This is a genomic window from Streptomyces capparidis, assembly GCF_054782095.1.
The window spans coordinates 21,843-46,561 of the sequence record NZ_BAAGTD010000023.1 but is presented as its reverse complement, the minus strand read 5'-3'; the positions used below and the strand labels follow the sequence as shown (position 1 = coordinate 46,561).

The window sequence follows — 24,719 nt, the reverse complement described above, 5'->3', positions numbered from 1 at the left end:
TAGAGGGCGGGTGTTGGGAGGGGTCCCGGGAAACGGACGGTAGGAACGGCCGGGGCCGGGCGACGGCGCCGGAACCGAACACGCCGGCCCGGCCGCCGTCAGTCCGGTGGGGCCGGGCGGAGGGCGAGGACGGCGATGTCGTCGGCGCTGTCGGCGCCCAGTCCGATGAGGAGTTCGTCGCAGAACACGTCGAGGGGCTCGCGTGCCAGCGCGGAGGCGTGCCGGCGCAGCCGGGCCATGCCGTGGTCGAGGGACTCGCCGCGGCGTTCGATGAGACCGTCGGTGTACAGCAGCACGGTGGAGTGGGCCGGGAGCACGGCGCGGGCCCGGACGCGGGGCATGCCGGGGTCCAGGCCCAGCAGCAGACCCGCGCCCTCCTCGAGGTAGCGGGTGGCGCCGTCCTCGGTGGTCAGCAGCGGCGGCAGATGCCCGGCGGAGGCGTACTGAAGCTCCCACGGCCCGGCCTCCGAGCCCTTGACCAAGCCGTAGATGCAGGTGGCGGTGGATTCCCGGTACAGGCTGTGGTTCGCCATGTCCAGGCGGTGCAGCACCACTTCGGGGGGCTCCTGCCGGTCGACGGCGATGCCCCGCAGCATGCTGCGCAACTGGCTCATCGCGATGGCCGCGTCGAGGCTGTGCCCGGCGACGTCCCCGATGACCAGCGCGGTGTCCCCGCTGGGCAGGACGAAGCCGTCGTACCAGTCGCCGCCGACCTGGGCGGTGGTGGAGGAGGCGGCGTAGCGGGCGGACAGCCGCAGGTGCGGCACCTCGGGCAGGACGGGGAGCAGGGAGCGCTGGAGGCGCTGGGCGATGTTCCTGGTCTCCTGGTACAGCCGGGCGTTGTCCACTCCCAGGGCGAGCCCGCGGACCAGCTCGTCGACCAGGGGCAGGTCGTCCTCGGTGAACGGCCGCTCGCCGCCGACCCGGGCCAGGGTCAGAGCGCCGAAGATCTCCCGGCGGGCCCGCAGCGGGGCGATGACGGCGCTGTTCGCGCCCAAGTGCTCGAACAACCGCCGGTAGTGGGCGTCGAGAGGGCTCAGGGACCGGCTGGGGATCGGGGTCTCGGTGAGCAGCAGCGGGCCCGCGCCGCGCAGCACGCGGGCCAGGGGGCCGCGCGCGGCCTGCGACACCGGCGGGAGCCCGCCCTCGAGCGCCCCGGGGCGCAGCCGTTGGGGGTCGCGGTGGACGACGCAGACCCGGTCCACCCGGCCGTGCTCGTCGAGCAGGTCCACCGCGCACCAGTCGGCCAGCCGGTGCGTCAGGAGCCGGCCCACCTGCCGGAGCCCCTCGTCCAGGCTCGGGGTGTTGCTGAGCGCGCTGCCGGTGTCGGCCAGCAGGGAGAGCCGCTCCAACGCCGGCATGCCCGCCGCGCCGCTGCCCGTGGCCCCCCGGGGTTCCGGGGCCGGCCGCGGCCCGCCCGGTTCCCGCGGCGCGGCGTGGCGGCTCGGGCCGGGGGCGCGGGTCGAGGGGACGGGGGCCGGCGCCCTGGGGGAGAGCTGGGCGACGAACACGGTGCGGCCGTCGGCCGTCTCCTGGGTCTGGATGAACAGCCGGACGGGGACCACCCGGCCGTCGCGGTGCAGCGCCGGGAGGGGGACGGACCGGCCCAGGATGCGGGGCCGGCCGGTGAGCAGCAGGGAGGTGAACGCGGCGATGTGGCGCCTGCGCAGGTGCTCGGGGATGAGCGTGGTGAGCGGCCGTCCGAGCAGGTCCTCCGCCCGCCAGCCGAGCATGTCCGCCGCGGGGCCGTTGACCGCGATGATCCGGTTGCCGTCGTCGGCGGCGATGGTGGGGACCCGGCCCGCCGTCACATGGCCGGCGTCCCACGGCAGCAGCTCGGCGGGGCTGGTGCCCGGCTCGCGGGGGACCACGGTCCACGCGGTGGCCTGCCCGCCGGTGAGCTGACCGGCGATCTGGTCGCACAGCCAGGCGTGGAAGACGCGGTACTGCGGCAGGGCCGGCAGGGTGAGCAGGTGCTCCTCCCGTGCCGCTTCCTCGGCCAGGTCGAGCACGCGGCGCAGGGTGAGGACCGCGGGCGCGGTGTCCGCCGGCATCGGCAGGGCCAGCGAGTGGACGCCCGTGTCGGCAGGCTGCCCCGCCAGCGCGGCCCGCACCAGGGCGCTGATCAGGTTGCTCGTGTCGTGGGCGGTGGCCAGGTCCGCCGGGGGCAGGCCGAGCGCTTTGCCCGCGGCCGCGGCGAGGAGCAGCTCGCGCAGCAGCGCGTGCCGGTGGTGGCGGGCGGCCGAGTACAGCGCGCCCGGCAGGTCGACCAGCCGCACGGTGCGGCCGGGCCCGTCGGGCGGAGCCGGGGGCGCCCATCCGGAGGGCGGCGGCGCGGACCCGTCGGGCCACAGCTCGAACCACACCGTCTTGCCCCGGTCGCCGGTGTCCACGCCGTGGCGGGAGGCCAGCCGCTCGACCATGGTGAGCCCCAGCCCCGTACCGGCGTGAGGGTGGCAGTCCTGCGGTGTCAGGCCGCGGCACGGCCGGTGGTCGCCGACCCGCACCGCCACCCTGCCGTCGCGGGCCCAGGCGGCCACCTCCACCTCGGTGCGCGCGTGCAGTACCGCGTTGGTGACCAGCTCGCCGGCCAGCAGCTCGGCGGTGTCCGCCATGGGCGGGGCGACGCCGGCCAGGCAGTCCCGGACGAACCGCCGCGCGGCGGCGGCGCTCCCCGGGCTCTGCGGGAAGCGCCGCGATGGTGCCCCCGCCGGCCTGAGGTTGCCCATGCGCTCAGTGTGCCCCACGGCGGCCCGCGCCACGGCTTCACCGCGGCGTGTGCGCTGGTCGGCGCCCCGCCGCCACCCGAACGGCCCAGCGGCAGGTCAGCGCACCGGCGGTCCCGTGACCGGGGGCAGGCGGAAGTCGAGCACCTGGGCGACCTCGCTGTCCGCCTCCTGGGCGGCGCGGCGGACCTCGGTGAGGACGTCTCCGCGCTCCCGCACCAGGCCCTCATAGATCGGTGCCTCGTTCTGGCCGGACATGACCTGCCCCTCCCCGCTGTCCCGGGCCCCGTCCCCGGAGCTGCAAACGATCAACGAGTCTACGCGGTGGCGGCCGGGCGCGCGCCTCCGTCTGCGGTGTGAGACGCGCCCGCGACGCCGCCGCCGTGCTCCCGGGCGTCCGCCGCGGGCCCGCCGGAGCCGGGCGGGCCCAGTCGGCGGGCCCGGTCGCCGGGCCCGGTCCGCGGGCTCAGCCGGCGGGCGGGAAGGCGGCGCGGAAGCGGTCGAGTTCGGCCTTGGTGACCGGCAGGACCGTGCCGTGCCGGGGCCGGTCGGGCATCTCGTAGTCGTCCGGGATGCTCCAGCTCGGAGTGTCCAGCTCCCGGGTGGTGAACGGCACGTAACCGCGGCCGGAGGACTCGTCCATGAAGACGTACCACCGGTCTTCGGTGTTCGACTTGAAGGCCGTCGGGCCCTCCAGCCAGCCCATGCCGAAGTCGGTCCTGACGCAGTCGTCCACCAGTTGCCACTTGCGAGGCTTGCTGCCGGGCACGTCGACCGCGGTCAGGGACTTGGACCGCTCGAGCACGATGTCGGCGGTGCAGGATCCGACGACGCCGTCGTCCGTGCTGAAGCGGTAGTAGTGGCCCCCGTCGCGGACGACGGTGGAGTCGATGACGTTCGCGCCGGTGTCGTTCCACACGCGGGGCTCGGAGAAGGTGCGGAAGTCGCGGGTGGTCGCGTACATCATGCGGGTGTGGGAGGTGCCCTCGTGGTTCGGGTCGTCGGCGCTGTAGAGGTTCGACGCCCAGTAGACGACGTAGGCGCCGAGCCTCTTGTCGTAGGTCGCCTCGGGTGCCCAGGTCATGCCGGCGTTGTCGCCGGAGACCCGCACATGGCGCTGCTCGGACCAGTGGACCAGGTCCGTGGACTCCCAGACCTCGATGTGCTTGCTGCCGTGCCTCGTCGCGTGGTCCCACCCCTGGCCGCCGTGGATCTTGAGGTCGGTGGCCAGGAGGTAGAACTTGTCGCCCTCGGGGGAGCGGATGATGAACGGGTCGCGTACGCCCTTCTCGCCCAGGGCCGAGGTCAGGGCCGGCTTGCCGCCGTTGAGGTCGTCCCAGTGCAGCGGGTCGTTGCCGCGGCTGGCGGCGAAGTGGATCTGCTCGCCGTCGGCGTACTTCTCCCCGGCGAAGAAGGGGAAGACGTAGCCCTCCAGACGCTCCTTCCGCGGCAGCGGGCGCACCGTCAGGTCGAAGCGCCGCTCGGTCCTGAGGTGCCCGATCCTGACGGTCGCCGTCAGGGTCACGGCGGCGGGCGGCTCCCCGTGGGCGGGTCGGCGCACCTCGCCGGTCCGGGTGACGGTCGCCGGGGCGGAGGACTTCCAGGAGACCCGGGCGCCGTGCAGGCCCCGGTCCGGCAGGGTGATGTTGCCGCGGACGTCGTCGGCGTCCCAGACGGTCAGCGCGGCGGCGGCCTCGTCCAGCCGCTGGTCCAGGGGGATGCCGGCGGACCGCTGCGGCCGTTCCCGGCAGGCGGCGCCGTCCCCGGTCACCTGCCGCGCGCCGGTTTCGCAGTCGGCGACGGAGGCGGCTCGGGGCGGCGGCGCTTCGGCGGCCGCCCCGGGCGCCGTGACGAGAGCCGCGGACAGCATCGGCAGGCACAGCAGCCAGGCTTTGGAACGGGCACGGGCGCGACTCACGTCAGGTCCTCTCGACGATGCAGCATTGTTCGAAATTCCGAACAGTGATCGTGAAACCGGCCAAACAGTAGGAGCGGGCCCCGGGAGCGGTCAAGGGAACCGGCACGCACGGCGGAGCCGCCGGTGGTCAGCCCGGGCACCCCCCGGCTTCCGTCGGCTCGGCGGCCTTCGGGTCGTAGGCGCCGCAGGCGAGCACGACCTTCGGCTCCTGTCCGAGCTGGCGCAGCAGGACGAGGGTCTTGTCCTCGGGGGGCACATTGGTGTTCTCCCGATAGGAGATCCTGCCGGTGGCGCCTTCGAACGACATGGGCCTGCGGAGTGCGGCCAGGACGAACCTCCGGCCGACGGCCCCGTCATTGCCCCGAGCCACGTTGACCGCCTCGGAGAGCACATGCAGCGCGTCATAGGCCACCGCAGAGTGACCGTCCTGCCGCCAGGGGTCGGTTCCCGAGGTGGTCGCCTCCACGAAGTCGACGTAGTCCGCGACGAACTGCCGGGTCGTCCTGCTCGCGCGCTCGTCCGAGGTCGGCATGCGGTGCGCGGCGTAGTACAGGCGCAACCAGTCCTTGTCGGCGAACTTCCCGGTCATCGCCACGTTGGTCAGTTCGTTGCCGCCGAGCACCGTCACGTGGTGGTCGAAGCAGTTCTTCTCGTCCATGGCGTCGATGAACGCGGTGAAGTCGCGGGACCGCGCCGACCAGTACACGACCGGGTTCGGTGTCTCCTGTAGCGCCTCGCACACGTGTGTGGCCAGGGTGTCGGCGACGGACACCTTCGTCGCGTCGGGCTCCGAGTGTGCTTCCGGGAAGTGGTTGGCCTGATTGAAGTCGAACACCCGGGTGTCGCCGGGGCGGACGGAGAACTTCCCGCGGAACAAGCCGGCGATGCTGCGGCTGTACAGGTCGGCGGAGGTCTCGATCACGACGGCGTGTTCGGCCGGGGAGCAGGTGTCCCCGGATCCGGGCTGGGCGACGATGTTCGCCTCGCGCGCGAACCGGGCCACGATCCCGGCCTCGGTCGAGTTCAGCGGGGTGAAGGCCCAGTAGCTGGCGCGTGCCTCACCCGTGAGCATCTCGTCGGCTGTCGCGGTGGTTCCCACAGTGGGGATCTCCGCCCGGCCGAGCACCTGGAGCGCGGCCTTGGTCTCCTCCCGGCTCTGCGCGTACCCCAGCACGCCGACGACGTCCTCGTGGTCCTCGTGCCCCGCCGCGCTCCCGCCGAGGACCTCGCGGACGAGCGCCTCGGCCTCCTCCTCGGCGTTCTCGAAGTTCTCGCCGGTGGGGCGCACCTCCACGCGCAGGGGCACGATCCCGTTGCTGTGGCGGGCCTTGTCGTTGAGGTGTTTCTGCATCAGCGCGATGCCGCGCAGCTCCGGGATCGTCCCGTCGAACAGTGCCTCGTCCGCGCCCCGAGGTCTGCTGGACACGAAGGCCACCACGGTCCGCACCGTCCGGCCCTTGGCGGCGAATGCCTCGGCGCGCGCGTTCTCCTTCCTGATGGCCTCCTCCGCCGCGTTGTACCAGTCCTCGACGGGCACGTCGACGTGCTGGCTGAGGGCACCCTCGGCGACGGAGTCGCTGCCGCCGACACAGGAGCGGTCCGTGTCCGGCCACGCCCGTGCCACGCCCAGGCCGGTGCCGGCCAGGACCAGCGCCATGACCGCGGCGGCGGCCGACGTGGTCGTGCGCCAACTGGTGCGGAACCTGCGGGGCCGCACCGGGCGCAGGGGCAGCCCCGGTCTGCCGAACGCCTCCTCCTGGAAGGCGACCAACTGCGGCGGGCCGTCCTGGCCGAGCCGGATCGCGGCCTGAGCGAAGTCGCTGACGGGCGGGTCGCCCAGGTCGGCGAGGAGCGCGGGGGAGGGCTGTCCCACGGCGACGACCAGCGGGCCCGGCCGCCGCGCGCCGTCCCGCATCCGGTGCAGGGCGCGCAGGAAGCGCTCGGCCGCTCGGGCGCCGGGCGCCCCGGGCGGGGGCAGCTCCACCAGCAGCACCGGCCGTGCGGTCCTGCGGCGGCGCTTGGGCAGGACGCCGCCGACCCGCGGCGTGCTCAGGTCCTCCAGGAGGGCGCGGGTGAGCAGTTCCTCCAGCTCACCGAGCGCCTCCTCATGGCCGGGGTCGGCGGCCAGCCGGACGGCGTGCACCGCGGCGACCTGGTCCATCACCGTGAACAGGTCCCTGCCGCCCGCGGCCGCGGGCAGACCGCCCAGCCACCGCATCACCTTGCGCGAAGTCCGCTTCGACCACACCCACCGGGGCAGGGTCCGCGTGATCGACAGCCAGCAGATGCGGATCACCCACCCGCGAAAGGTGTCCGCCGGGGGACCGCTGCTCGAGAACCGCCCCAGCCAACCCCGCTGCTCGGCCTGCTCCCGATCGCAGGCGTGCTGCCGCAACTCCTCGGCGCGCAGCCCGGGCCACCGCCCGGGGTGTTCCCGGATGCGGGCGACCAGGTCCCGCATGACCCAGAAGTTCGGGTAGCGGTCCGGCGTCATGTGCTGCGGAGCCCGCAGGCCCAGGCACACCCGCTCCGAGAGCAGCACCGAGTCCGGCGCCGCGGGCACGTGCGCATAGGGCGCCAGCCGCCCGTTGTGGTCCAGCGACTGCCGCAGCGCCTCCACCACCCGCTGCACACCGCGCTCGTGCGCGAGCGCGTTGTCCGGCACCCGCAGAATGACCAGCGGCGGTTTGGTCGCCAGCTCCTTGCGATTTCCCGGAGCCACGACCGATGGAAACTCACGTACGAAAGCGACGGCTCCCGTGTCGTCCGGAAACCCTTCGAACCTGCCACTCGGTAAGACCATTGAAGACTCCCCCTGTCCTCAAGTCACGCACTTCCTCAATCTCATCAAGACGCGCGGGCCCGTGGTACCGGTTCGGCGCCTACTGTCCGCTTTGACGGCAACGCCGCGATTCCGGCCCGCCGGGGAACCTCCGTCACCCGGAGCCCGCCGACCCCGGGACCGCAGCGGTGTCCTCGGCGACGTGCCCGTGACCGTGCCGCGGAGGGCTACGCTGACCCCCATGCCGACCCGGGTGCCGTTCAGTGGCGAGCTGCGGGCCGCGGTGGGGTGCCCCGCGCGGGCCGCGGTCCTGGAAAGCAGTCCGCGCTCCCGGGTGTGGCGGGTGGACCTGCGCGGGGGTGGCCGGGTGATCGTCAAACAGATCGCCGACGGAGGCGGCACCGGGCCCGACGCGGACGCGCGCTTCGCGCGGGAGGTCACCGCGCTGCGGCTCGCCGCACGGGCGACCCGGCCGGCCGTCGCGCCCGCGCTGCTCGGCACGGACGCGGCGTCGCGGGTGATGGTCCTGGAACACCTGGACGACCTTGGCGCGGCCGACGACTGGATGCCCGGCTACGCCGAGTCCCTCGCCCGGCTGCACGCGCTCACCGGCCCGGCCGACGCGGGAGCGCTCCCCGCCTGGTCCGGGCCGACGGCCGCGGACGCCGAGTCCTTCCTCGCGCTCGCCGGCGCCCTCGGCGTCCCCGTCCCACCGGGAGCGCCGGACGAGCTCGCCGGCCTGATCGACCGGCTCGACCCGGCGCCCCACCACGCGCTGCTGCACGGAGACCCCTGCCCCGGCAACGACCTGCGCACCGCGGGCGGCGTCCGCTTCGTCGACTTCGAGCAGGCGTCGCTGGGCAACGGCCTGGTCGAACTCGCCTACCTGCGCATCGGCTTCCCGACCTGCTGGTGCGCGATGTCGGTCACGGGCGCGCCGCTCGCGGAAGCCGAGGCCGTCTACCGTGCCACCTGGCGCGGCCTCACCGGCGGGGACGTTCCCGGCGATCTCGCCGACGCCTGCGCCGGGTGGCTGATCCGTGGCGACGCGCTCGTCGAACGCGCCCACCGCGAGTCCGTCGACCACCTCGCACGGGTACCCGCGGAGGACTTCGAGTGGGGCCACGTCTCCGCCCGGGAACGCCTCGTCCACCGACTCGGCGTGGTCGCCGACCTGACCCGCGGCCACGACCGTCTGCGCGCACTCGGTCGCCTCAGCGCGGCCCTGGCCGTACGGCTGCTGGAACGATGGCCCACCCTGCGCCCACTGCCCGCGCACAGCGCGCGGCCCCGGTACTGACAGGCCTGTGTGAACCCTGGGTGAGGTCGCGCGGCCGGGGGGCCGCGGGTCCGCGCCGCCCACCCCCGGCACCCCGCACGCCGGAAGCCCGCCGCCCGGAAGCCAGTCGTGAGCGGCGGTCGGGGCCACGGCGTCTACCGGCGACGCCGCAGGACGCTGCGAGATCCTCACCATCGACCGGCGCACCGGCCCCACCCCGCCGACCCGGAACGGTACGACGTCGTGCTGGGCGCCGGCGTCAGGACCGAGGAGCGGATGCCGGTACGCCCGCGGGCGCCGCGCTTCGAACTGCTCGCGGGGACGACGGCGGGAGCGGGGAGCATGCGCCGATGTCGAGGGCCTGTCCCGGCGGCGCGCGGACCCGCCCCGGCCGGACCGATCCGGCGGCGAGCACCACCTCGACGGCCGGTTCGCCACGACCTCCCGGGCTGGACTGCGCGCTCGCCGAGGCCCTGCTCGGCCCGGGCCGCTACTTCGGCCGGGAGTGGCACGCCTTCAAGGACTGCCTCGCCGGCGGATTCGGAGTGGCCCCGCCGTTCACCCTCGTCTGGCACGACTCCCAGATCGCGCGCCGCGCCCTCGCCGACGTCGTGGAGGACCCGGAGGGCCGGCTCTCCTACTTCGAGGAGATCGTGCGACTCCTCCAACGGTGCGGCGTCACGCTCGCGCTCCGATGAGCCGCCGAGCGAACGCGCTCACGGACCGGCCGAGCCGCCCTCGGCGCCTGCCGCCGCCGACTCGCGAGCGAACCGCGCACCTCGGCGACCGCCCCGGGGCGGCGTGAACAGCGGAGACGTCGCCCGTCTCCCCGCCGGGGCCTCCGCGCGTCACCGGGCCGTTCCGGGTGGCGGCCGAAGTGCCGGGCGGAGGGCCCGGCACTTCGGTGTGCGGTGTTCCCGGCTTCGGTCGGTGCCGTCCTAGCGGAGGGTCCACTTCTGGTTGGAGCCGCCGTTGCAGGTCCACAGGACGAGTTGGGTGCCGTTGGCGGTTCCGGCGTTGTAGGCGTCCAGGCACAGGCCGGACCGGGCGCTGGTGATCGTGCCGTCCGCGTTGGTGCTCCACCGCTGGTTCTGCCCGCCGTGGCAGTCCCAGATGACGACCCGGGTGCCGGCTGAGGTGCCGTTGGCCTCGGCGTCCAGGCACTTGCCGCCGTACACGCGCAGTTCGCCGGCGGCGGTGCGGGTCCACTGCTGGCCGGCGCTGGTCACGCAGTCCGACAACTGCACCTGGGTGCCGTTGCTCTGGGACGAGTTCGGAACGTCCACGCAGCGGCCGGAGGCGACCCCGATGATCTGCCCGCCGGTCGGCGGCGGGGGCGTCGTGCCGGGCGGCACGTACGGGCACTTCGTCCTCGACCTGGAGATGCCGCTGGTGTCGGCCAGGGACGGGCACAGGAACTGGGTGTAGCGGGTGTCGTTGTCGATGAAGATCTTCAGCCAGGGGATCATGCGGCGCGTCACGGCCGAGTTCCCCCAGGTGGGGAATCCGTGGCCGCCGCTGCTGAGCTCGATGAAGGCGCTCTGCGTGGCGGCCGGTATGCCGGCGTACAGGCCGTCGAGGTAGGACGGGGTGACGGTGCCGTCGTCCCGCGCCCCCATGATCATCGTCGGTACGCGCAGGGAGGACAGGTTCTGCGAGGGCGAGAAGGGCGCGAGCGGGACGGCGGCCTTCAGCGACGGCCGCCGCAGCGCCGCGCTGATGGCGCCGCCGCCGCCCATGGAGTGGCCGATGACTCCGAGCCGGTTGGGATCGACCCGGTCGCGCACCGGGCTGCGCTGGGTGAGGTAGTCCAGCGCGGCGAGGAGCTGGGTTCCGCGGGCGGTGTCCCAGTCGTTGGGGCTGTTGGTGTCGATGCCGATGACGACGAAGCCGAACGACGCGAGCCAGTGCCCCATCCAGGCGCCTTCGTCCGCCCACCGGGCGGTGTAGCCGGGCACGACCGCGACCGCGCCCCAGGTGCCCTGGCTGGTGTCCGTCGGGTGGTAGATCCTCCCGCCGTTGAAGCCGTTGCCGGAGGGCACGCTCGTCTCGGCGGTGGCGAACGTTCCCCGCTGGGCCGCGACGCTGCTCACCGTGGGGTCCGGGCCCCGCTGGTACGGGTTCTCCGCGGCCGACGCCGGCTGAACCGCGACCAGCGCGGTGACCAGGCCGACCACGGCCGCGCCGAGCCTGGCCGGCCAGCTCGTCGGACGGGGTCCGGCGCGTCCGGCCCCGGCCTCTTCGGGCGCCGGGACCTCGATGGCACTCGATTCCACCGGTGTGTCCTCCTTGTGCTCGTCGCCTGCGCGCGGAAGGCAGGCCGGCAGGGCCCGCTGTGTGTTGCGATCATGACAAGTCGGCCGGCGTCCCGATCGGACGGCGGATCGGCGCCGACCGCCCCTGCCCGGGCGGCGGCCGGTGATGCCGCCGATCAGCCGGCGGTGCGACCGGCGCCGGAGCGCCGCGGGTTCGGCGCGGCCCGGGGGTGCCGGTGCGAGTCGGTCACGATGTCTTCGGACGGGTGTCGTGGGGGGATGGGCGAACGGGGCATCCTCGGGGGGCGAGGGGGCCGGTCGTCCACCGGTTTGGGAACGTTCCCATGCGCTGCGAGCGTAAGAAGGCGATGATTGGTCGTCAAGCATTCTGTCCGCTGCATTGTTCGATCATGTTTGGTTTCGGGGATGAGGGGTGACTCCTCCAGTCCGGCGGGAGGTGACTTCCGAAACCCCTGTGCGACCGTGTCCGACCTGGGGCGACTCCCTCCACGCGGCAGGCGGGCGGCGGTCGGGGCGGAGGCGCGTTCCGGCGATGCGGCGTCGTGTCGGCCACCCGCAGGTTGACGACCGGTGATTGACAGTGCGGTCCGCGATCGGGAAGCTGCGTGAAGTGCCGGCGGCTCGTCGGGGAGCCCCCGCACCCTTCCACTTGAGAGAGCTCGCCGACGCACCCGGTCGGCGAGTGCGGCCCGCGGCCCGGGCGCGTCCGTGGCCGCCACGACCACCTGACCGCGCGGGAAACGGCCCTGGCGGGGCCAAGGTCACTTCATCGGGTGACGCGTCGCCCGCAAGCGCGGCCCGCCCCGGGGCTCCTCCGCCCGGCGGCCCCCGGGTGACGGGCCGTGGACCTCGATCGGCGCACCTCCTCGGACAAGGATGGGACAGTGATTGATGTGAGCATGTCATTCATAGGGAAGCGTGGGGTCCGGCTGGGGACGGCGGGCCTGCTGACCGCCGCGGCGCTGGCCGGCCACGGCGCGGCGCACGCGGGGGGCGCCGGGGCGCAGGCCCTGCCGGCCGGCTGTTCCGGCACCTCGCCGATCACCTGCCGCTACGCGGTCGCTCCGGGGAACTACGACGTGACGGTGTCCATCGGCGGCGCGTCCGCCGGACAGACCGAGATGTGGGTGGAGGCCCGGCGCCTGATGCTTCCGGCGACGCGGACGGCGGCCGGAACCACGGCCACGTACTCGTTCACGGTCAACGTGCGGCAGCCGGAGGGGCAGCCGACCGGTCAGGGCGGCACCGGCAATCCCGGTCTGGACATCCGGTTCACGGGGGCCGGTCCGCAGGTCTCGGCCCTCTCGGTGAAGCCGGCGACCCAGCCGCTGGTCGCCTATCTGGCCGGTGACTCGACCGTGTGCGACCAGCCGACAGCCCCGTACACCGGATGGGGCCAGATGATCACGACCGCGGTGCGCCCCGGCGCGGTCATCGCCAACTACGCGGACTCGGGGGAGAGCTCGGGCAGCTTCCTGAGCAACTCGGCGCTCTTCCCGGCGCTGCTGTCGAAGGTCAGGGCGAACGACCTGGTCCTCATCCAGTTCGGCCACAACGACAAGCAGACCAGCGCCTCCGCCTACCGGAACAACCTCACCTCCATGATCACGCAGGTCCGTGCCAAGGGCGGCGTCCCGGTCCTGGTGACGCCACCGGTCCGGCGGCTGTTCGACGGCAACCGGCTCACGCCCACGGCGCTGCACGTCAACGGCGTCGGCGTGAACCTGCCCGCCGAGATGCGCTCGGTCGGCACGGCGCAGCGGGTGCCGGTGATCGACCTGACCGCCAAGAGCAAGGCGCTGGTGGAGTCCCTCGGCCCGTCCGCCTCCGCGCAGCTCTTCCTCCGCTCCTCCGTCGACGGGGTCACGGACAACACCCACTTCTCGCAGTACGGCGCCACCCAGTTCGCCGGGCTGATGCTCCAGGGGATCCGGGAGCAGCAGCTCTCGCTGGCCGCCCACCTGCGCTGACCGACACCGCGGCCGCCCGGAGGGGAATGACGACATGCCCGCGGCGGGGCGGGGCACCGGACCCTCCGGCGTCGCGCCCCGCCACCACGGCGCCGCCCGGACGGTTCGGGGCCTCGGCGCGAACACCCCGACCCGCCGACGCTCCTCATCCGCCCGGGGCGGCGGCGCGGACGGCGCGCACGGTCAACCCGGCGGCGGGCCACCGGTGCCCGCCCGGCATGCCGCAGGACCGACTCTCCGAGGGCGGCCGTTCAGCCGCGGGCGCAGGTGGGAAGGCCAATCGGCCTTTTGTTTCTGTTGGGATTCGGGGACGGTGCCGAGGCACCCGGAGTGCCCCGAGGCGCCATGCCCATCCATGCCCCAGGAAGCCCGGGAACGCCCCCGACCAGGGGCGAACCCGGCAGCAGCACGCCTTGCTCCGGGTGGCGACCGGCCCCCGCGCAGAGGTGAACCACCCCTTCCGGTAGAGCCGAGCACGACGAGGCAACCGGATCCCACTCGAACGAACGATTTACGACACACAGTCCGTGCACAGGTCTTGCCGCTCCCGAACGGCCCCACCTAGCCTCCGTTGGGAACGCTCCCACGCACCCATGCGCGACTCGGGTCCTCCCTCACGCATCCCCGTTGATGAATCGTTTCAAAACCTCTCTCCGGGATGCGCGAGCCTCTGTCAGTCCATCTCAAGGAGCCGCACATGCTCGACCGAAGTCTGCAACGAATGCGCGGGCCGGCCGTGTTCCTGCTCGCGGTGCTGCTGGCGGCCGCGACGCTGGTGGCCCTGCCCGCGTCGCGGGCGCACGCCGCCGTCATCGATCCCGGCGCGTCCTATGTGCTGGTGAGCCGGCACAGCGGCAAGGCCATGTCCGTGAGCGACGCGTCCACCAGCGACGGAGCGTCGATCGTCCAGTGGTCGCGGGACGACCGGACCGCGCAGCAGTGGCAGTTCGTCGACTCCGGCGACGGCCACTACCGCGTCAAGTCCGTCCACAGCGGCAAGGTGCTGGACATCGAGGGACTGTCCACCGCGGACGGCGCGAACGTCATCCAGTGGGCCGACAGCAACGCCGCCAACCAGCAGTTCCGCGTCGTGGACACCGACAGCGGGCACGTGCAGTTGATCAACCGCCACAGCGGCAAGGCGCTGGATGTGTGGGAGCGGTCCACCGCGGACGGCGCCCGCCTCTCCCAGTACACCGACAACGACGGCCCCAACCAGCAGTGGCAGCTCGTCCGCGTGGGCGGCGGCAACCCCGACCCCGACCCGCCGGTCGGCGGCGCCGTGCAGATGGAGGATGTGAACCGGGGTCTGGTGTCGGTGCGCTCGGGCAGCGGGAACCTGGTGTCCTGGCGGCTGCTGGGCACCGAGGGCTACGACACGGCGTTCAACGTCTACCGCAACGGCACCAAGGTGAACGGCTCCCCGATCACCGACTCCACCAACTACCTCGACAACGGCGCCCCCTCGGACGCCTCCTACACGGTGCGGGCGGTGCTGGGCGGCGTCGAGCAGCCCGCCTCCGAGCCCTCGCTGCGCTTCACCGGCGGCAACTACCTCGATGTGCCCCTCCAGGTCCCCGGCTCCGGCTACACGCCGGTCGAGGCGAGCCCGGGTGACGTGGACGGCGACGGGCAGCACGAGCTCATCGTCAAGTGGGACCCCGACAACGCCAAGGACAACTCCCAGTCCGGCGTCACCGGTAACGTCTACATCGACGCGTACCGGCTCAACGGCCAGCGCCTGTGGCGCATCGACCTGGGCCGCAACATCCGCGCCGGCGCCCACTACACCCAGTTCCAGGTGTACGACTACGACGGCGACGGCCGCGCCGAGGTCGCCATGAAGACCGCCGACGGCACCCGCGACGGGCAGGGCACCGTCATCGGCAACGCCGGCGCCGACCACCGCAACTCCAGCGGCTACGTCCTGGCCGGGCCCGAGTTCCTGACGGTGTTCAACGGCCAGACCGGCGCCGCGATGTCCACCGTCAACTACGAGCCGCCGCGCGGCAACGTCTCCTCCTGGGGCGACAACTACGGCAACCGCGCCGACCGCTTCCTGGCCGGCACCGCCTACCTCGACGGCCAGCGCCCGTCCCTGATCATGGCCCGCGGCTACTACACCCGCGCCGTCATCGCCGCCTGGGACTTCCGCGACGGCCGGCTCACCCGCCGCTGGACCTTCGACTCCAACACCTCCGGCAACGGCGCGGCCTACGGCCAGGGCAACCACCAACTGTCCATCGCCGATGTCGACGCCGACGGCCGCCAGGAGATCGTCTACGGCTCCGCGACCATCGACGACAACGGCCGCCTGATGTACGCCACCGGCTTCGGCCACGGCGACGCCCTGCACGTCGGCGACTTCGTGCCCTCCCGCACCGGCCTGGAGGTCTTCACCATCCACGAGGCCGGCAACCAGCCCGGCTCCGACCTGCACGACGCCCGCACCGGCCAGGTCATCCACCGCACCCCCACCAGCGGCTCCGAAGGTCCCGGCCGCGGGGTGGCCGCCGACATCCACGCCGGGAACCCGGGCGCGGAGTTCTGGGGCTCGGGCCCGAACATGACCCAACTGCGCAACGCCTCCGGCGGCAACGTCGGCCGCAACCCGTCCTCCGCCAACTTCCTCGCCTGGTGGGACGCCGACCCGGTGCGTGAACTCCTCAACGGCACCACCATCGACAAGTACGGCACCGGCGGCGACACCCGCCTGCTCACCGGCAGCGGCGTCGCCTCCAGCAACGGCACCAAGTCCACCCCCGTCCTGTCCGGCGACCTGTTCGGTGACTGGCGGGAAGAGGTGATCTGGCGCCACAGCAGCAACGCCGCCCTGCGCATCTACGCCACCACCACCCCCACCACCACGAAACTCCACACCCTGCTGCACGACGCGCAGTACCGCGTGGCGCTGGCCTGGCAGAACACCGCCTACAACCAGCCGCCGCACCCCAGCTACTTCCTCGGCGCCGGCATGACCCGCCCGGCGCAGCCCAGCGTCTACCTGCGCTGACGCCGCACATGCCGAGCCCAGGGAAGGAGTGACATCCGAGTGGCCGGCCGGGCGCCCCCCGGCCGGCCCACCGCTCGACCACCCGCGTGCCGAGCGCGTGCACGCCCAACGGCGGCCGGTGCCGCGTCGGCCGACCCCGCCGACAGGCAGCCGCAGGCCCTAGAGACGCTCCAGCCGGAAGCGCTGGTTGGGGGCGCCGGTGAGGTTCCACTGGGAGATGCGGGCGCCGTCGGCGGTGGAGGCCTGCCAGACGTCCATGGCCAGGCCGCTGCGCCGGTTGACCAGGCTCACCACACCGCCCCCCTGGTCGACCACCCTCCACTGCTGGCCGGTGGCGTCGGTGTCCGGCTGCTGGGCGATGCCCGCGCCCGAGTCGGCCGCCTGGAGGACCAGGCCGCTGTTCCGGGACCGGATCCGGTAGTGCCCCCCGGCGGAGGCGAGGAAGTCGAATCGCTGGTTGGCCCCGCCGTTGGCCGTCCACTGGATCAGCGCCGCCCCCGCCGCCGTGGACGCGGACTCGATGTCCGCCGCCTTGCCGCTGTGCTGCGCCACCAGGCGGTAGTCCACGCCGGTCTCCACCACCGGCGCCCGCCCCAGGGATGTCGCGCGGTACGTGCGGCCGGCCCGCCCCGGGAACGTCACCACGTCGGACTCGGGCCGCTGCACCGGCACCGCCGCGCCGTCGGCCAGGTCGACCAGCTCGAACTGCCCGGCGAACATCCGGCTGCGGACCTTGACGGTTCCGTCGCGGTCGGGGACGACGGAGAGCTCCTGGGGCTCTCCGCCGCTCCATCGGGCGCCGACGGTGTACCCGCCGCGTCCGCGCAGGCCCGCGAACCGGCCGTCGGGCCAGGCGGGTGGCAGGGCCGGGAGGACGTGCAGTTCACCGGTGTGGCTGTGCAGCAGCATCTCGGCGATGCCCGAGGTGGCGCCGAAGTTGCCGTCGATCTGGAAGGGCGGGTGCAGGTCGAACATGTTGGGGGCGAGCCGGTCGGGTGTGACCAGGCTGCGGATCAGGTCGTGGGCGCGGGCTCCCTCCTCCAGCCGGGCCCAGAAATTGATCTTCCAGGCCAGTGACCAGCCGGTGCCCGCGTCGCCCCGCAGCTCCAGGGTGCGCCGGGCGGCCCGGAACAGCTCGGGGGTGCCGCGCCTGGTGACCTGGTTGCCGGGATGCAGACCGTACAGGTGGGAGACGTGCCGGTGCCCCGGCTCGGTCTCCACCCAGTCGTACAGCCACTCCATGATGTTGCCGCGCGAACCGATCCGCGTCGGCGCCAACTGGTCCCTGGCCGCCCGGACCCGGCCGCGGAAGTCGGTGTCCACGCCCAGCAGTTCCCCGGCGCGGGCGCAGCCGTCGAACAGGTCGCGCAGGATCTGCATGTCCATCGTCGGGCCCGCGCACACGCTGACTCCGGCGTGGTGGGGGAGTTCGGGGGAGTTCGACGGATTGGTGACCAGCCACCCGAGGCTCGGCTCCCGCACCAGGGTGTCCAGGAAGAACTGCGCGGCGCCCTTCATGGCGGGGTAGTTGGCCCGCAGGAAGCCGAGGTCGCCGGTGAACAGGTAGTGGTCCCAGATCATGGTGGCCAGCCAGGCGCCGCCGGTCTGCCACATGCCCCACAGCGCCCCGTCGACCACCGAGCTGCCCCGCCAGGCGTCGGTGTTGTGGTGGGTGACCCAGCCGCCGGCGCCGTACTGGACCGCGGCGGTGCGGGCACCGGTCACCGTGAGGTCACCGATCATGTCGAACACCGGCTCGAAGCACTCGGACAGGTTCGTCGTGTCCGCCGGCCAGTAATTCATCGGCAGATTGGCGTTGATCGTGTACTTCGAGTCCCAGGACGGGCTCATCTGGTCGTTCCAGATGCCCTGGAGGTTGGCCGGCTGGGTGCCCGGCCGGGAGGAGGAGATGAGCAGGTACCGGCCGTACTGGAACAGCAGCGCGGAGAACTGCGGGTCGTGCGCCGACGAGTGCTGGGCGATCCGCACATCGGTCGTCAGGTCCGCCGCCGCCGTCCTGCCGAGGTCGATCGTGGTCCGGCCGAACAGCCTCTGGTAGTCGGCCACGTGCCGGTCGCGCAACTGCTCGTACGCGATGCTCCGGGCGGCGTCGAGGTGCCTCCGGGCGATGCCCTGGTAGTCGCCGTTGACGTTGCGGAAGTCGACATAACCGGTGCCGATCGAGATCAGCAGTGTCACGCTGTCGGCGCCGGTCACCCGCAAGGTGCCGCCGGAGCTCGACGTGCTTCCTCCCTGCACGACGGCGCGGGCCAGCGCCAGGAAGCGGACGGAGCCGGCGATGCCTTCCATGGTGCCGGAGATGCCGGACAGTCCGATCGTCGTGCTGTCCGGGGTGGAGACCGTGGTGTTCTGCGGGCTGGCGAACGTGGCCGTGAACGTGATCGAGCGGGGCACGTCCGCGGTCAGGCGCACGGCGATCACCTGGTCGGGGGCGCTGGCGATCACCTCGCGGTGGTACCGCACCCCGCCCGCCGTGTACGACACCGCCGTCACGGCCGTGGTCAGGTCGAGCCACCGCTGGTACTGCGAGATCGCGCCGGTGCCGGGGAAGGCGAGTCTCAGGTCGCCGACGGGCTGGTAGGCGAGCTGGCCGGCGGGGCTTCCCAGCATCGTCCGGTTGATCAGGTCCTGCGCCTGGGCCCATTGGTTCTGGAACACCAGCCGCCGGATCTCCGGCAGCGCGGCCGCGCCCCGCGGATTGGCCGAGTCGTGCGGCCCGCCGGCCCAGACCGTGTCCTCGTTGAGCTGCAACCGCTCCGTGTCGGTGTTGCCGAAGACCATGGCACCCAGCCGGCCGTTGCCGATCGGCAGCGCGCGCAGCCAGTCCGTGCCCGCCGGCTCGTCGTACCACAGGGCCATGTCGCCGCCCGTGGGCGCCTGCGCGGCATGGGCCGCCCCGGTCCGGGCCATCGGCGTCAGCGCGGCCGCGAGGCCGGCGGCCGTTCCCGTGATCACGCGCCTGCGCGTCGGATCAGTCATGCGATTCTCCTGTCGCTGCCATGCCGCGCCCGGTCCGGGGCGGGTTCGCGTACCGAGTGCTGCGAGTGGCGGGGGCGGGGGCGGGCCCGGCGGCGATCGGCGGCCGCGGTGGGGCCGGTGGTGCGGCGCCGGGCCCCCGGGTCACCGAGAGGGTGTCGCGGCGGTGCGGGCGGTGAACTGCCACCAGTTCACGTTGGCCAGGTAGCCGCTGCCGCCGGTGAACCGCAGATACAGGTCCTGGGTTCCGGTGACGCCGCTGACCGGGCAGGACACCGACGTCCAGGTCTGCCAGCCGCCGGTGCCCGGCAGGCCGCACCGGCCCACCACCGTTCCGGTGGGGCTGCCCAGGCGCAGCTCCAGGGTGCCGCCGCCGGTCGCCGAGGCCACGCGCGCGGTGAAGGACGACGCGCCGGAGCCGAAGGCCACGCCCTTGACCTTGAGGTAGTCGCCGTTCTCGATCCATCCGACGTTCATGCCGCCCTCACTGGACGGCTCGGTCTCGATGCCCGGCCCCCAGGCGATGGTCTCGGCCTCCTGGCGCACATACGGGTTCAACGTGCCGTTCTGGGGCGCGCCCGCACTGGTCATGTTGATCGTCGGGATGCTGCCGTCGGCGTTGTAGGAGAACCTCTCCACGGCGACCGAGCGGGTGAAGCCGCCGCCTCCGGGGAGTGCGCCGTTGTGGTAGAAGAAGTAGGAGCTGCCCTTGTAGTCGATGATTCCCGGGTGGTTGGTGAAGCTGCTCCCCTGCGTGGGCATGACGGTGCCGCGGTAGGTCCACGGCCCGGTCGGGCCGGGCGCCGTCGAGTAGGCGATGAACTCCGAGCAGCACTTGGCCGCGAAGACCATGTAGTACAGGCCGTTGCGCTTGTACACCCAGGGTGCTTCCTCGTACAGCGTGGGCCGGTTGGGGTCACCGGTGCGGGTGCCGAAGCCCGCGGTGGTGAGCGGGATCCTGGTCGCGCTGCCCGAGTAGGAGGTCATGTCGGCGTTGAGCTTCACGTACCACAGGTTCGGGTTGCCCCAGTACAGGTACGCCTGGCCGTCGTCGTCGATGAAGACGGTCGGGTCGATCTCGCCGTTCTCCACCAGGGGGCGGCCGATGGCGTCCCGGAACGGCCCGGTGGGGCTGTCCGCCACCGCCACGCCGATCGCCATGCGGCCGGTCGCCCGGTTCTTCACCGGGACGTACCAGTAGAACTTGCCGTTGCGCTGGACGGCCTGGCCCGCCCAGGCGTCGGCGGACGCCCAACTGAAGGTGGCCAGGCTGAGCGGGGAGCCGTGGTCGGTCCAGTTGACCATGTCGTCGGACGACCACACCCGCCAGTCCTTCATGGTGAAGTACGTGGAGCCGTCCTCGTCGTGCCCGGTGTAGAGGTACACCCGGCCGTTGTGGATCAGCGGGGCGGGGTCCGCGGTGTAGATGTGCTGCACGATCGGGTTGTCCGCCCTGGCCGCGGTGGGCAGCACCGCGGCGGGGAGGGTGACGCATGCGAGCATCAGGCCCATCACCCAGGCGACCGCTCGCCTGAGTCTCGTGCCGGTGGGGAACGGTCGAGCAGCCGGGATCATCCTGGCCTCCAGGTGACGTGGGCGGACGAGCGGCGCCGGCGGTGCGTCCCGCGGCCGGCGCCGCTCGTCCGCCCGGTGGTGACGCCGGTGCGGCGGGGGAACAGGGCGGGACCGGACGGCGTGGGCGGCCCCGGCCCGGAGGGGCGGTCAGCAGGTGGGGTTGGTCCGGGTGAGCGGGCCCAGGCGCCAGGGGAGCCGGGAGTGGTCGCCGCCGGCGGAGGGGCTCATGCCCCGGTGGAGGAACCGGAGGCGGCCAGGGCGAGGACCGCCGCGCGGCGCGGGCGCGGGGGCGGGTGTGGAGCGGTCGGAGGCATGCCGGTCTCCCAAGGGTGGTCATGGCCCGCTGCCGCACGCCGCCATCGCCGTGAGCGGCGACCGAGGGCGTCGGGCAGGAGCCGTACCGGTACGGGCGGTGCGGGTGAGGTGGTGCGTGGGCCCGTCGGGTGTGTACTGCGCCGGAGAGGGGTGTGCGGTTGTCATGTGGGCCGACCCGGGCATGAAGTTCGACATTTCGAACATTCATTGGCCTGTCGGACACTAGGATGATTGGGGATGCCTGAGTGAGCGTCAATACCCGGCGCAAGTTTCGGGGAGCTTTCCGACTGAGCGCGCCGGCCCGCGATGCGGGCGCCCGCGCTGCCCAGGTCCTCGAAGCCGAGGTGGACCGCGGCCGGTGCCGGCTCGGCGACCGGATCGGATCGGCGCGGCGGCCGGTGCGCGGGGTCCGGCCGCCCTCCCGGGCAGGCGGTCCGGCCGTACCGGCCGCGCACGCGGTTCGCTGACGGAGACGGTGAAGGACGCGGCCTGGGCGGCGTCCGCGATGCCGGGCCCCGTGTTGGGTTCAGGTATTGACACTTCGGGTTTCGCCGCCAGAATCGTCCAGTGGTGTGACCGGTCACGCCGAGCCCTGGAGTGGAAGGACCGGACCCGTACCGCCGCCGACCCCTCAGGAGGCTCGATGCCCACCGCGCCCGGTGCAGCCTGCGCCCCGGCGGCGCGGGCGGCGGCACGCTCGCCGGCGCCCGCCCGGTCGCCGACGGGACCGTGACCGTCCCCCTCCTCGTGCTCGCGCTCCGCCGGCACCCACTGCCGCGACTCGCGTGTCCGAAAAGTCGAACAACGTGCGGCATGGCGACCGCTCATCAATCCCCGGAACACCGTCGGGCGACGCGCCGAAAGCGCCCCCGACCCGCGGTCCCGCGGGTCAACCATGTCACGTGTGGCCTGGGTTCCCTGACAGGGACCTCCCGGTGGCCGCCGCGCCCGAGCGCGGACGCCGTGCCGAGCCCCGCGGGCCCGTACAGACCGGCCCAGGACCAGGACTGCTTCCACGGCCGGGCTGGACGGGCCTTCATTCCTGGTGAGCGGCCGTGGCGGGAGTGCCCTCGATGAGGTCGCGGAGCTGGGAGCGGGCGGTGATGCCCAGCTTGGGGAAGCTGCGGTAGAGGTGTGAGCCGACCGTGCGCGGGGAGAGGAAGAGCCTCTCGCCGATCTCGCGATTGGTCAGCCCGCGGGCGGCGAGCCCGACGATCTGCCGCTGCTGCGGGGAGAGTTCGGCGAGCGCGTCGGGAGCCGTGTCCATGACGTCGAGGCCGGCGGCGCGCGACTCGGCCCGCGCTCGCTCGGTCCACGGGCGTGCGCCCAGACGCCGGAAGGTCTCCAGGGCCTCGGTGAGCGGCGCCCGCGCCTCCGCGACGCGCCGACGGCGCCGCAGCCACTCGGCGAGGTCGAGCAGGGCCTGGGCGCGCTCGAAGGGCCAGTGCGCGAGCACCGGGTCGGCCACGGCGGCCCGGAAGTGCGGCTCGGCGTCCTCGGGGTCGGCCAGCAGGCCACGGGCCCGGCTGACCAGCGCGCGCAGCCGAGGTGAGATGCCCTCCCCGAGCGATCGTGCGCAACGCTCGACGACCATGGCGGCGTCCTCGCGGTGGCCGCTGCGCACGGCGGCGGCGGCCAGATCCGCCAGGACCGGGTAGGAGGCGTGGTAGTGCACGGGCGCGCCGTCCGCCGTGAAGGCCGAGCGAAGCTGACCGTAGGCGGTCTCGTACGCGCCTTCCGCGGCAGCCGCCGCGGCGAGCGCACGACGGGCATAGATGGAGACCGAGCGGCTTTCCAGCGGATCGATCAGGCCGAGGGCGTCGTCAGCCCGGGCGCGGGCCGCCGCCGCGTCCCCCTGGTGGGCCAGCACGGTGGCGTCCACGGCGGCCGCGCAGGCCACGGCGTGGTCGAGCCCGGCCGCTCGCCCGACCGCGATGGTGCGGGCGCAGGCCTCCCGGGCCTGGTCCCATCGTCCTCGTTCCACATGGGCCCAGGCGACCGCGCCGCCCAACCCCTCCGGCAACCGCCCCCGTTCCTGCCAGCGGTCGAAGGCCTCGTCGAAGCAGCGGACGGCCTGCGGGGTCTCGTCCAGCAGCCACGCCATGATCCCGACGGTGGTCAGCCTCTCCGGCCGGTCCTCCGCCTCGGCGGCCAACCGCGGGAGCAGGGAGACGAGCTCGGCCCGATCGGAGTGAGGATCCGTCACGGCCCTCACCCAGGTGCGCGGGCCGGCGGACGAGGCGTCCTCGGGAAGACGCCCCAGGATGTCCTGGATGCGGTGGCGCTGGGTGTCCTCTCCGCAGTAGAAGCGGACCACGGCGGCGCAGGCCAGCAGTTCCAGCGCCGCGGAGGGCTGAGAGGCCGCCCACCGCTCGGCGGCGGCCGTCAGTCGGGAGAACACCGTCGTGTGGCGTACGGTCAGCACCGCCAGCCGTCCGGTCTGCACGGCGGCGGACGCCAGCAGCGACGGGTCGTCGGTGCGGGCGCGTGCCGCGGCGGCCAGTTCCTCGACCCAGGCGAGGTCACCGGTGAACACGGCCGCTGAAGCGGCTTCGACCAGCAGCCGGGCGCTGTCCTCCCGCTGCGGTGCGAGCTCCGCGGCGCGCTGGAGCGCCTTGGCGGCCGCCGCGTGGCCGCCGCGTCGGCGGGCTCGGTCGGCGGTCCGCTCCAGCTCCGCCGACACGGCCGCGTCCGGGCCCGTGCAGGCGGCGGCCAGATGCCAGGCACGCCGGTCCGGCTCGTCCCGCAGCAGCTCGGCGAGCGCGAGATGGGCCTCGCGCCGGGCGCCGAAGGACGCGGCGTGATACACGGCGGACCGCATCAGCGGGTGGCGGAACCGGAGGCCCCGCCCGGTCCGCCGGACCAGCCCGGCCTGCTCGGCGGGCAGCCAGACGTCGTCCTCGGCGTTCGGCAGCCCGGACGCGACGCCGACCGCGGAGTCGGCGCTGTCCATGGCGGCCAGGAGCAGCAGGGCGTGCTTGGCGGCGGCGGGCAGGCCGGTCAGACGGCCGGCGAAGATCCGCTCCAGGTGATCCGTGACCGGGAGCGGGCCCGCGGACGGCAACCGGACGGCCGCGTCGTGGGTGGTGGCCGCCCTCGTCAGTTCCACCAGCGCCAGAGGGTTGCCGCCTGCTTGTTCGAGGATCCGCGTCCTGGCGTGGCCCCTGGGGCTGTTCGGTTGCAGATCGAGGAGCCGATCGGCCGCAGCCTTGTCGAGCGGTCCCAGAGTGAGCGTCGGCGCATGACCGTCGAATCCCGGAAGATGATCGCCGCCACGGACCGCGAGCAGCATGGTGACCGGCTCGCCCTCCAGCCGTCTGGCGGCGAAGGCCAGCGCGTCCAGGGAAGCACGATCGAGCCACTGCGCATCGTCCAGCACCACGAGTACGGGACCCCGGCTGCCCAGGGCCGACAGCAGGCTCAGCACGGCGCCCCCGATCAGCATGAGATCGGGTGGCGTCGCATGCCGCGGTGCGGGCGGTCCCGCACCGAAGGCGTCCTGTATCGCCGCGCGCTGCCTCTCCGGCAGCCCGTCCACCTCGGCCGACACCGGCCGCAGCAACTGATGCAGGGCGGAGAACGCCAGACGCGACTCCGACTCGCTCCCCTCGGCACGCAGTACGCGCACGCCACCGGCCTCGGCCCGACGCGCCACACGGTCCAGCAGCGCGCTCTTCCCCGTGCCCGCGCCGCCGACCAGCATCAGCACCGGGTCGGCGTACGCCGAGTCCACCGCACGGAAGAGTCGTCCCAGCTCGGCGTCCCGGCCGACGAGCGGTTCCCCCGACTCCGGCTCCGGTCTCGGGACCGCACCGAGGTCGCCTGTGTGCTCGTCCACGGGGTCTCCAGGAATCGTGGCTCCTCGAAC

General features: G+C 73.4%; 12 protein-coding genes. 4 read left to right on the top strand and 8 right to left on the bottom strand.

What is annotated here, in order from left to right:
- Nucleotides 1-98 precede the first annotated feature (98 nt).
- The 4 genes from ACYVO2_RS19605 to ACYVO2_RS19590 form a co-directional block, all read right to left on the bottom strand.
- Nucleotides 99-2,729, bottom strand: a complete 2,631-nt coding sequence (locus tag ACYVO2_RS19605) for a SpoIIE family protein phosphatase (RefSeq protein WP_461009182.1) — start codon at nucleotides 2,727-2,729, stop codon at nucleotides 99-101.
- A 96-nt stretch (nucleotides 2,730-2,825) separates the two neighbouring features.
- On the bottom strand, nucleotides 2,826-2,984 hold the full coding sequence (locus ACYVO2_RS19600; protein ID WP_461009181.1) for a hypothetical protein: 159 nt from the start codon (nucleotides 2,982-2,984) through the stop codon (nucleotides 2,826-2,828).
- 208 nt (nucleotides 2,985-3,192) lie between these two features.
- Complete coding sequence (locus tag ACYVO2_RS19595; RefSeq protein WP_461009180.1) at nucleotides 3,193-4,644, bottom strand: immunoglobulin-like domain-containing protein; 1,452 nt, start codon at nucleotides 4,642-4,644, stop codon at nucleotides 3,193-3,195.
- A gap of 127 nt (nucleotides 4,645-4,771) precedes the next feature.
- The gene (locus ACYVO2_RS19590; RefSeq protein ID WP_461009179.1) at nucleotides 4,772-7,366 is read right to left on the bottom strand and encodes a type 1 periplasmic-binding domain-containing protein; all 2,595 of its coding nucleotides are present in this window, start codon (nucleotides 7,364-7,366) and stop codon (nucleotides 4,772-4,774) included.
- Nucleotides 7,367-7,667: 301 nt separating this feature from the next.
- Here ACYVO2_RS19590 and ACYVO2_RS19585 point away from each other — a divergent pair, with 301 nt between their 5' ends.
- Complete coding sequence (locus ACYVO2_RS19585) at nucleotides 7,668-8,726, top strand: phosphotransferase family protein (RefSeq protein WP_461009178.1); 1,059 nt, start codon at nucleotides 7,668-7,670, stop codon at nucleotides 8,724-8,726.
- A gap of 329 nt (nucleotides 8,727-9,055) precedes the next feature.
- A complete protein-coding gene (locus tag ACYVO2_RS19580) occupies nucleotides 9,056-9,403 on the top strand; it encodes a barstar family protein (protein WP_461009177.1) in 348 nt (115 codons plus the stop codon).
- 240 nt (nucleotides 9,404-9,643) lie between these two features.
- Here ACYVO2_RS19580 and ACYVO2_RS19575 read toward each other — a convergent pair whose 3' ends face one another.
- Nucleotides 9,644-10,981, bottom strand: coding sequence for a poly(ethylene terephthalate) hydrolase family protein (locus ACYVO2_RS19575; protein ID WP_461009176.1), 1,338 nt, complete (start codon nucleotides 10,979-10,981; stop codon nucleotides 9,644-9,646).
- 899 nt (nucleotides 10,982-11,880) lie between these two features.
- Here ACYVO2_RS19575 and ACYVO2_RS19570 point away from each other — a divergent pair.
- Together ACYVO2_RS19570 and ACYVO2_RS19565 are read left to right on the top strand one after the other, a co-directional pair.
- Nucleotides 11,881-12,951 (top strand): rhamnogalacturonan acetylesterase, encoded by a 1,071-nt coding sequence (locus ACYVO2_RS19570; RefSeq protein ID WP_461009247.1) that lies wholly within the window; start codon nucleotides 11,881-11,883, stop codon nucleotides 12,949-12,951.
- Nucleotides 12,952-13,648: 697 nt separating this feature from the next.
- The gene (locus ACYVO2_RS19565; RefSeq protein WP_461009175.1) at nucleotides 13,649-15,964 is read left to right on the top strand and encodes a rhamnogalacturonan lyase family protein; all 2,316 of its coding nucleotides are present in this window, start codon (nucleotides 13,649-13,651) and stop codon (nucleotides 15,962-15,964) included.
- A gap of 159 nt (nucleotides 15,965-16,123) precedes the next feature.
- On the opposite strand, the gene ACYVO2_RS19560 is transcribed toward ACYVO2_RS19565, so the two are convergent.
- The 3 genes from ACYVO2_RS19560 to ACYVO2_RS19550 all read right to left on the bottom strand — a co-directional run bounded on the left by ACYVO2_RS19560 (nucleotide 16,124) and on the right by ACYVO2_RS19550 (nucleotide 24,689).
- The gene (locus ACYVO2_RS19560; protein ID WP_461009174.1) at nucleotides 16,124-18,964 is read right to left on the bottom strand and encodes a glycosyl hydrolase family 95 catalytic domain-containing protein; all 2,841 of its coding nucleotides are present in this window, start codon (nucleotides 18,962-18,964) and stop codon (nucleotides 16,124-16,126) included.
- Between the two features lie 141 nt (nucleotides 18,965-19,105).
- Nucleotides 19,106-20,473: a glycoside hydrolase family 43 protein gene (locus tag ACYVO2_RS19555; protein WP_461009246.1), complete on the bottom strand. Its 1,368-nt coding sequence runs from the start codon at nucleotides 20,471-20,473 to the stop codon at nucleotides 19,106-19,108.
- A 1,414-nt stretch (nucleotides 20,474-21,887) separates the two neighbouring features.
- Nucleotides 21,888-24,689 carry a helix-turn-helix transcriptional regulator gene (locus tag ACYVO2_RS19550; protein WP_461009173.1) on the bottom strand — a complete coding sequence of 934 codons (2,802 nt, stop codon included), beginning with the start codon at nucleotides 24,687-24,689 and terminating at the stop codon, nucleotides 21,888-21,890.
- Nucleotides 24,690-24,719 lie beyond the last annotated feature (30 nt).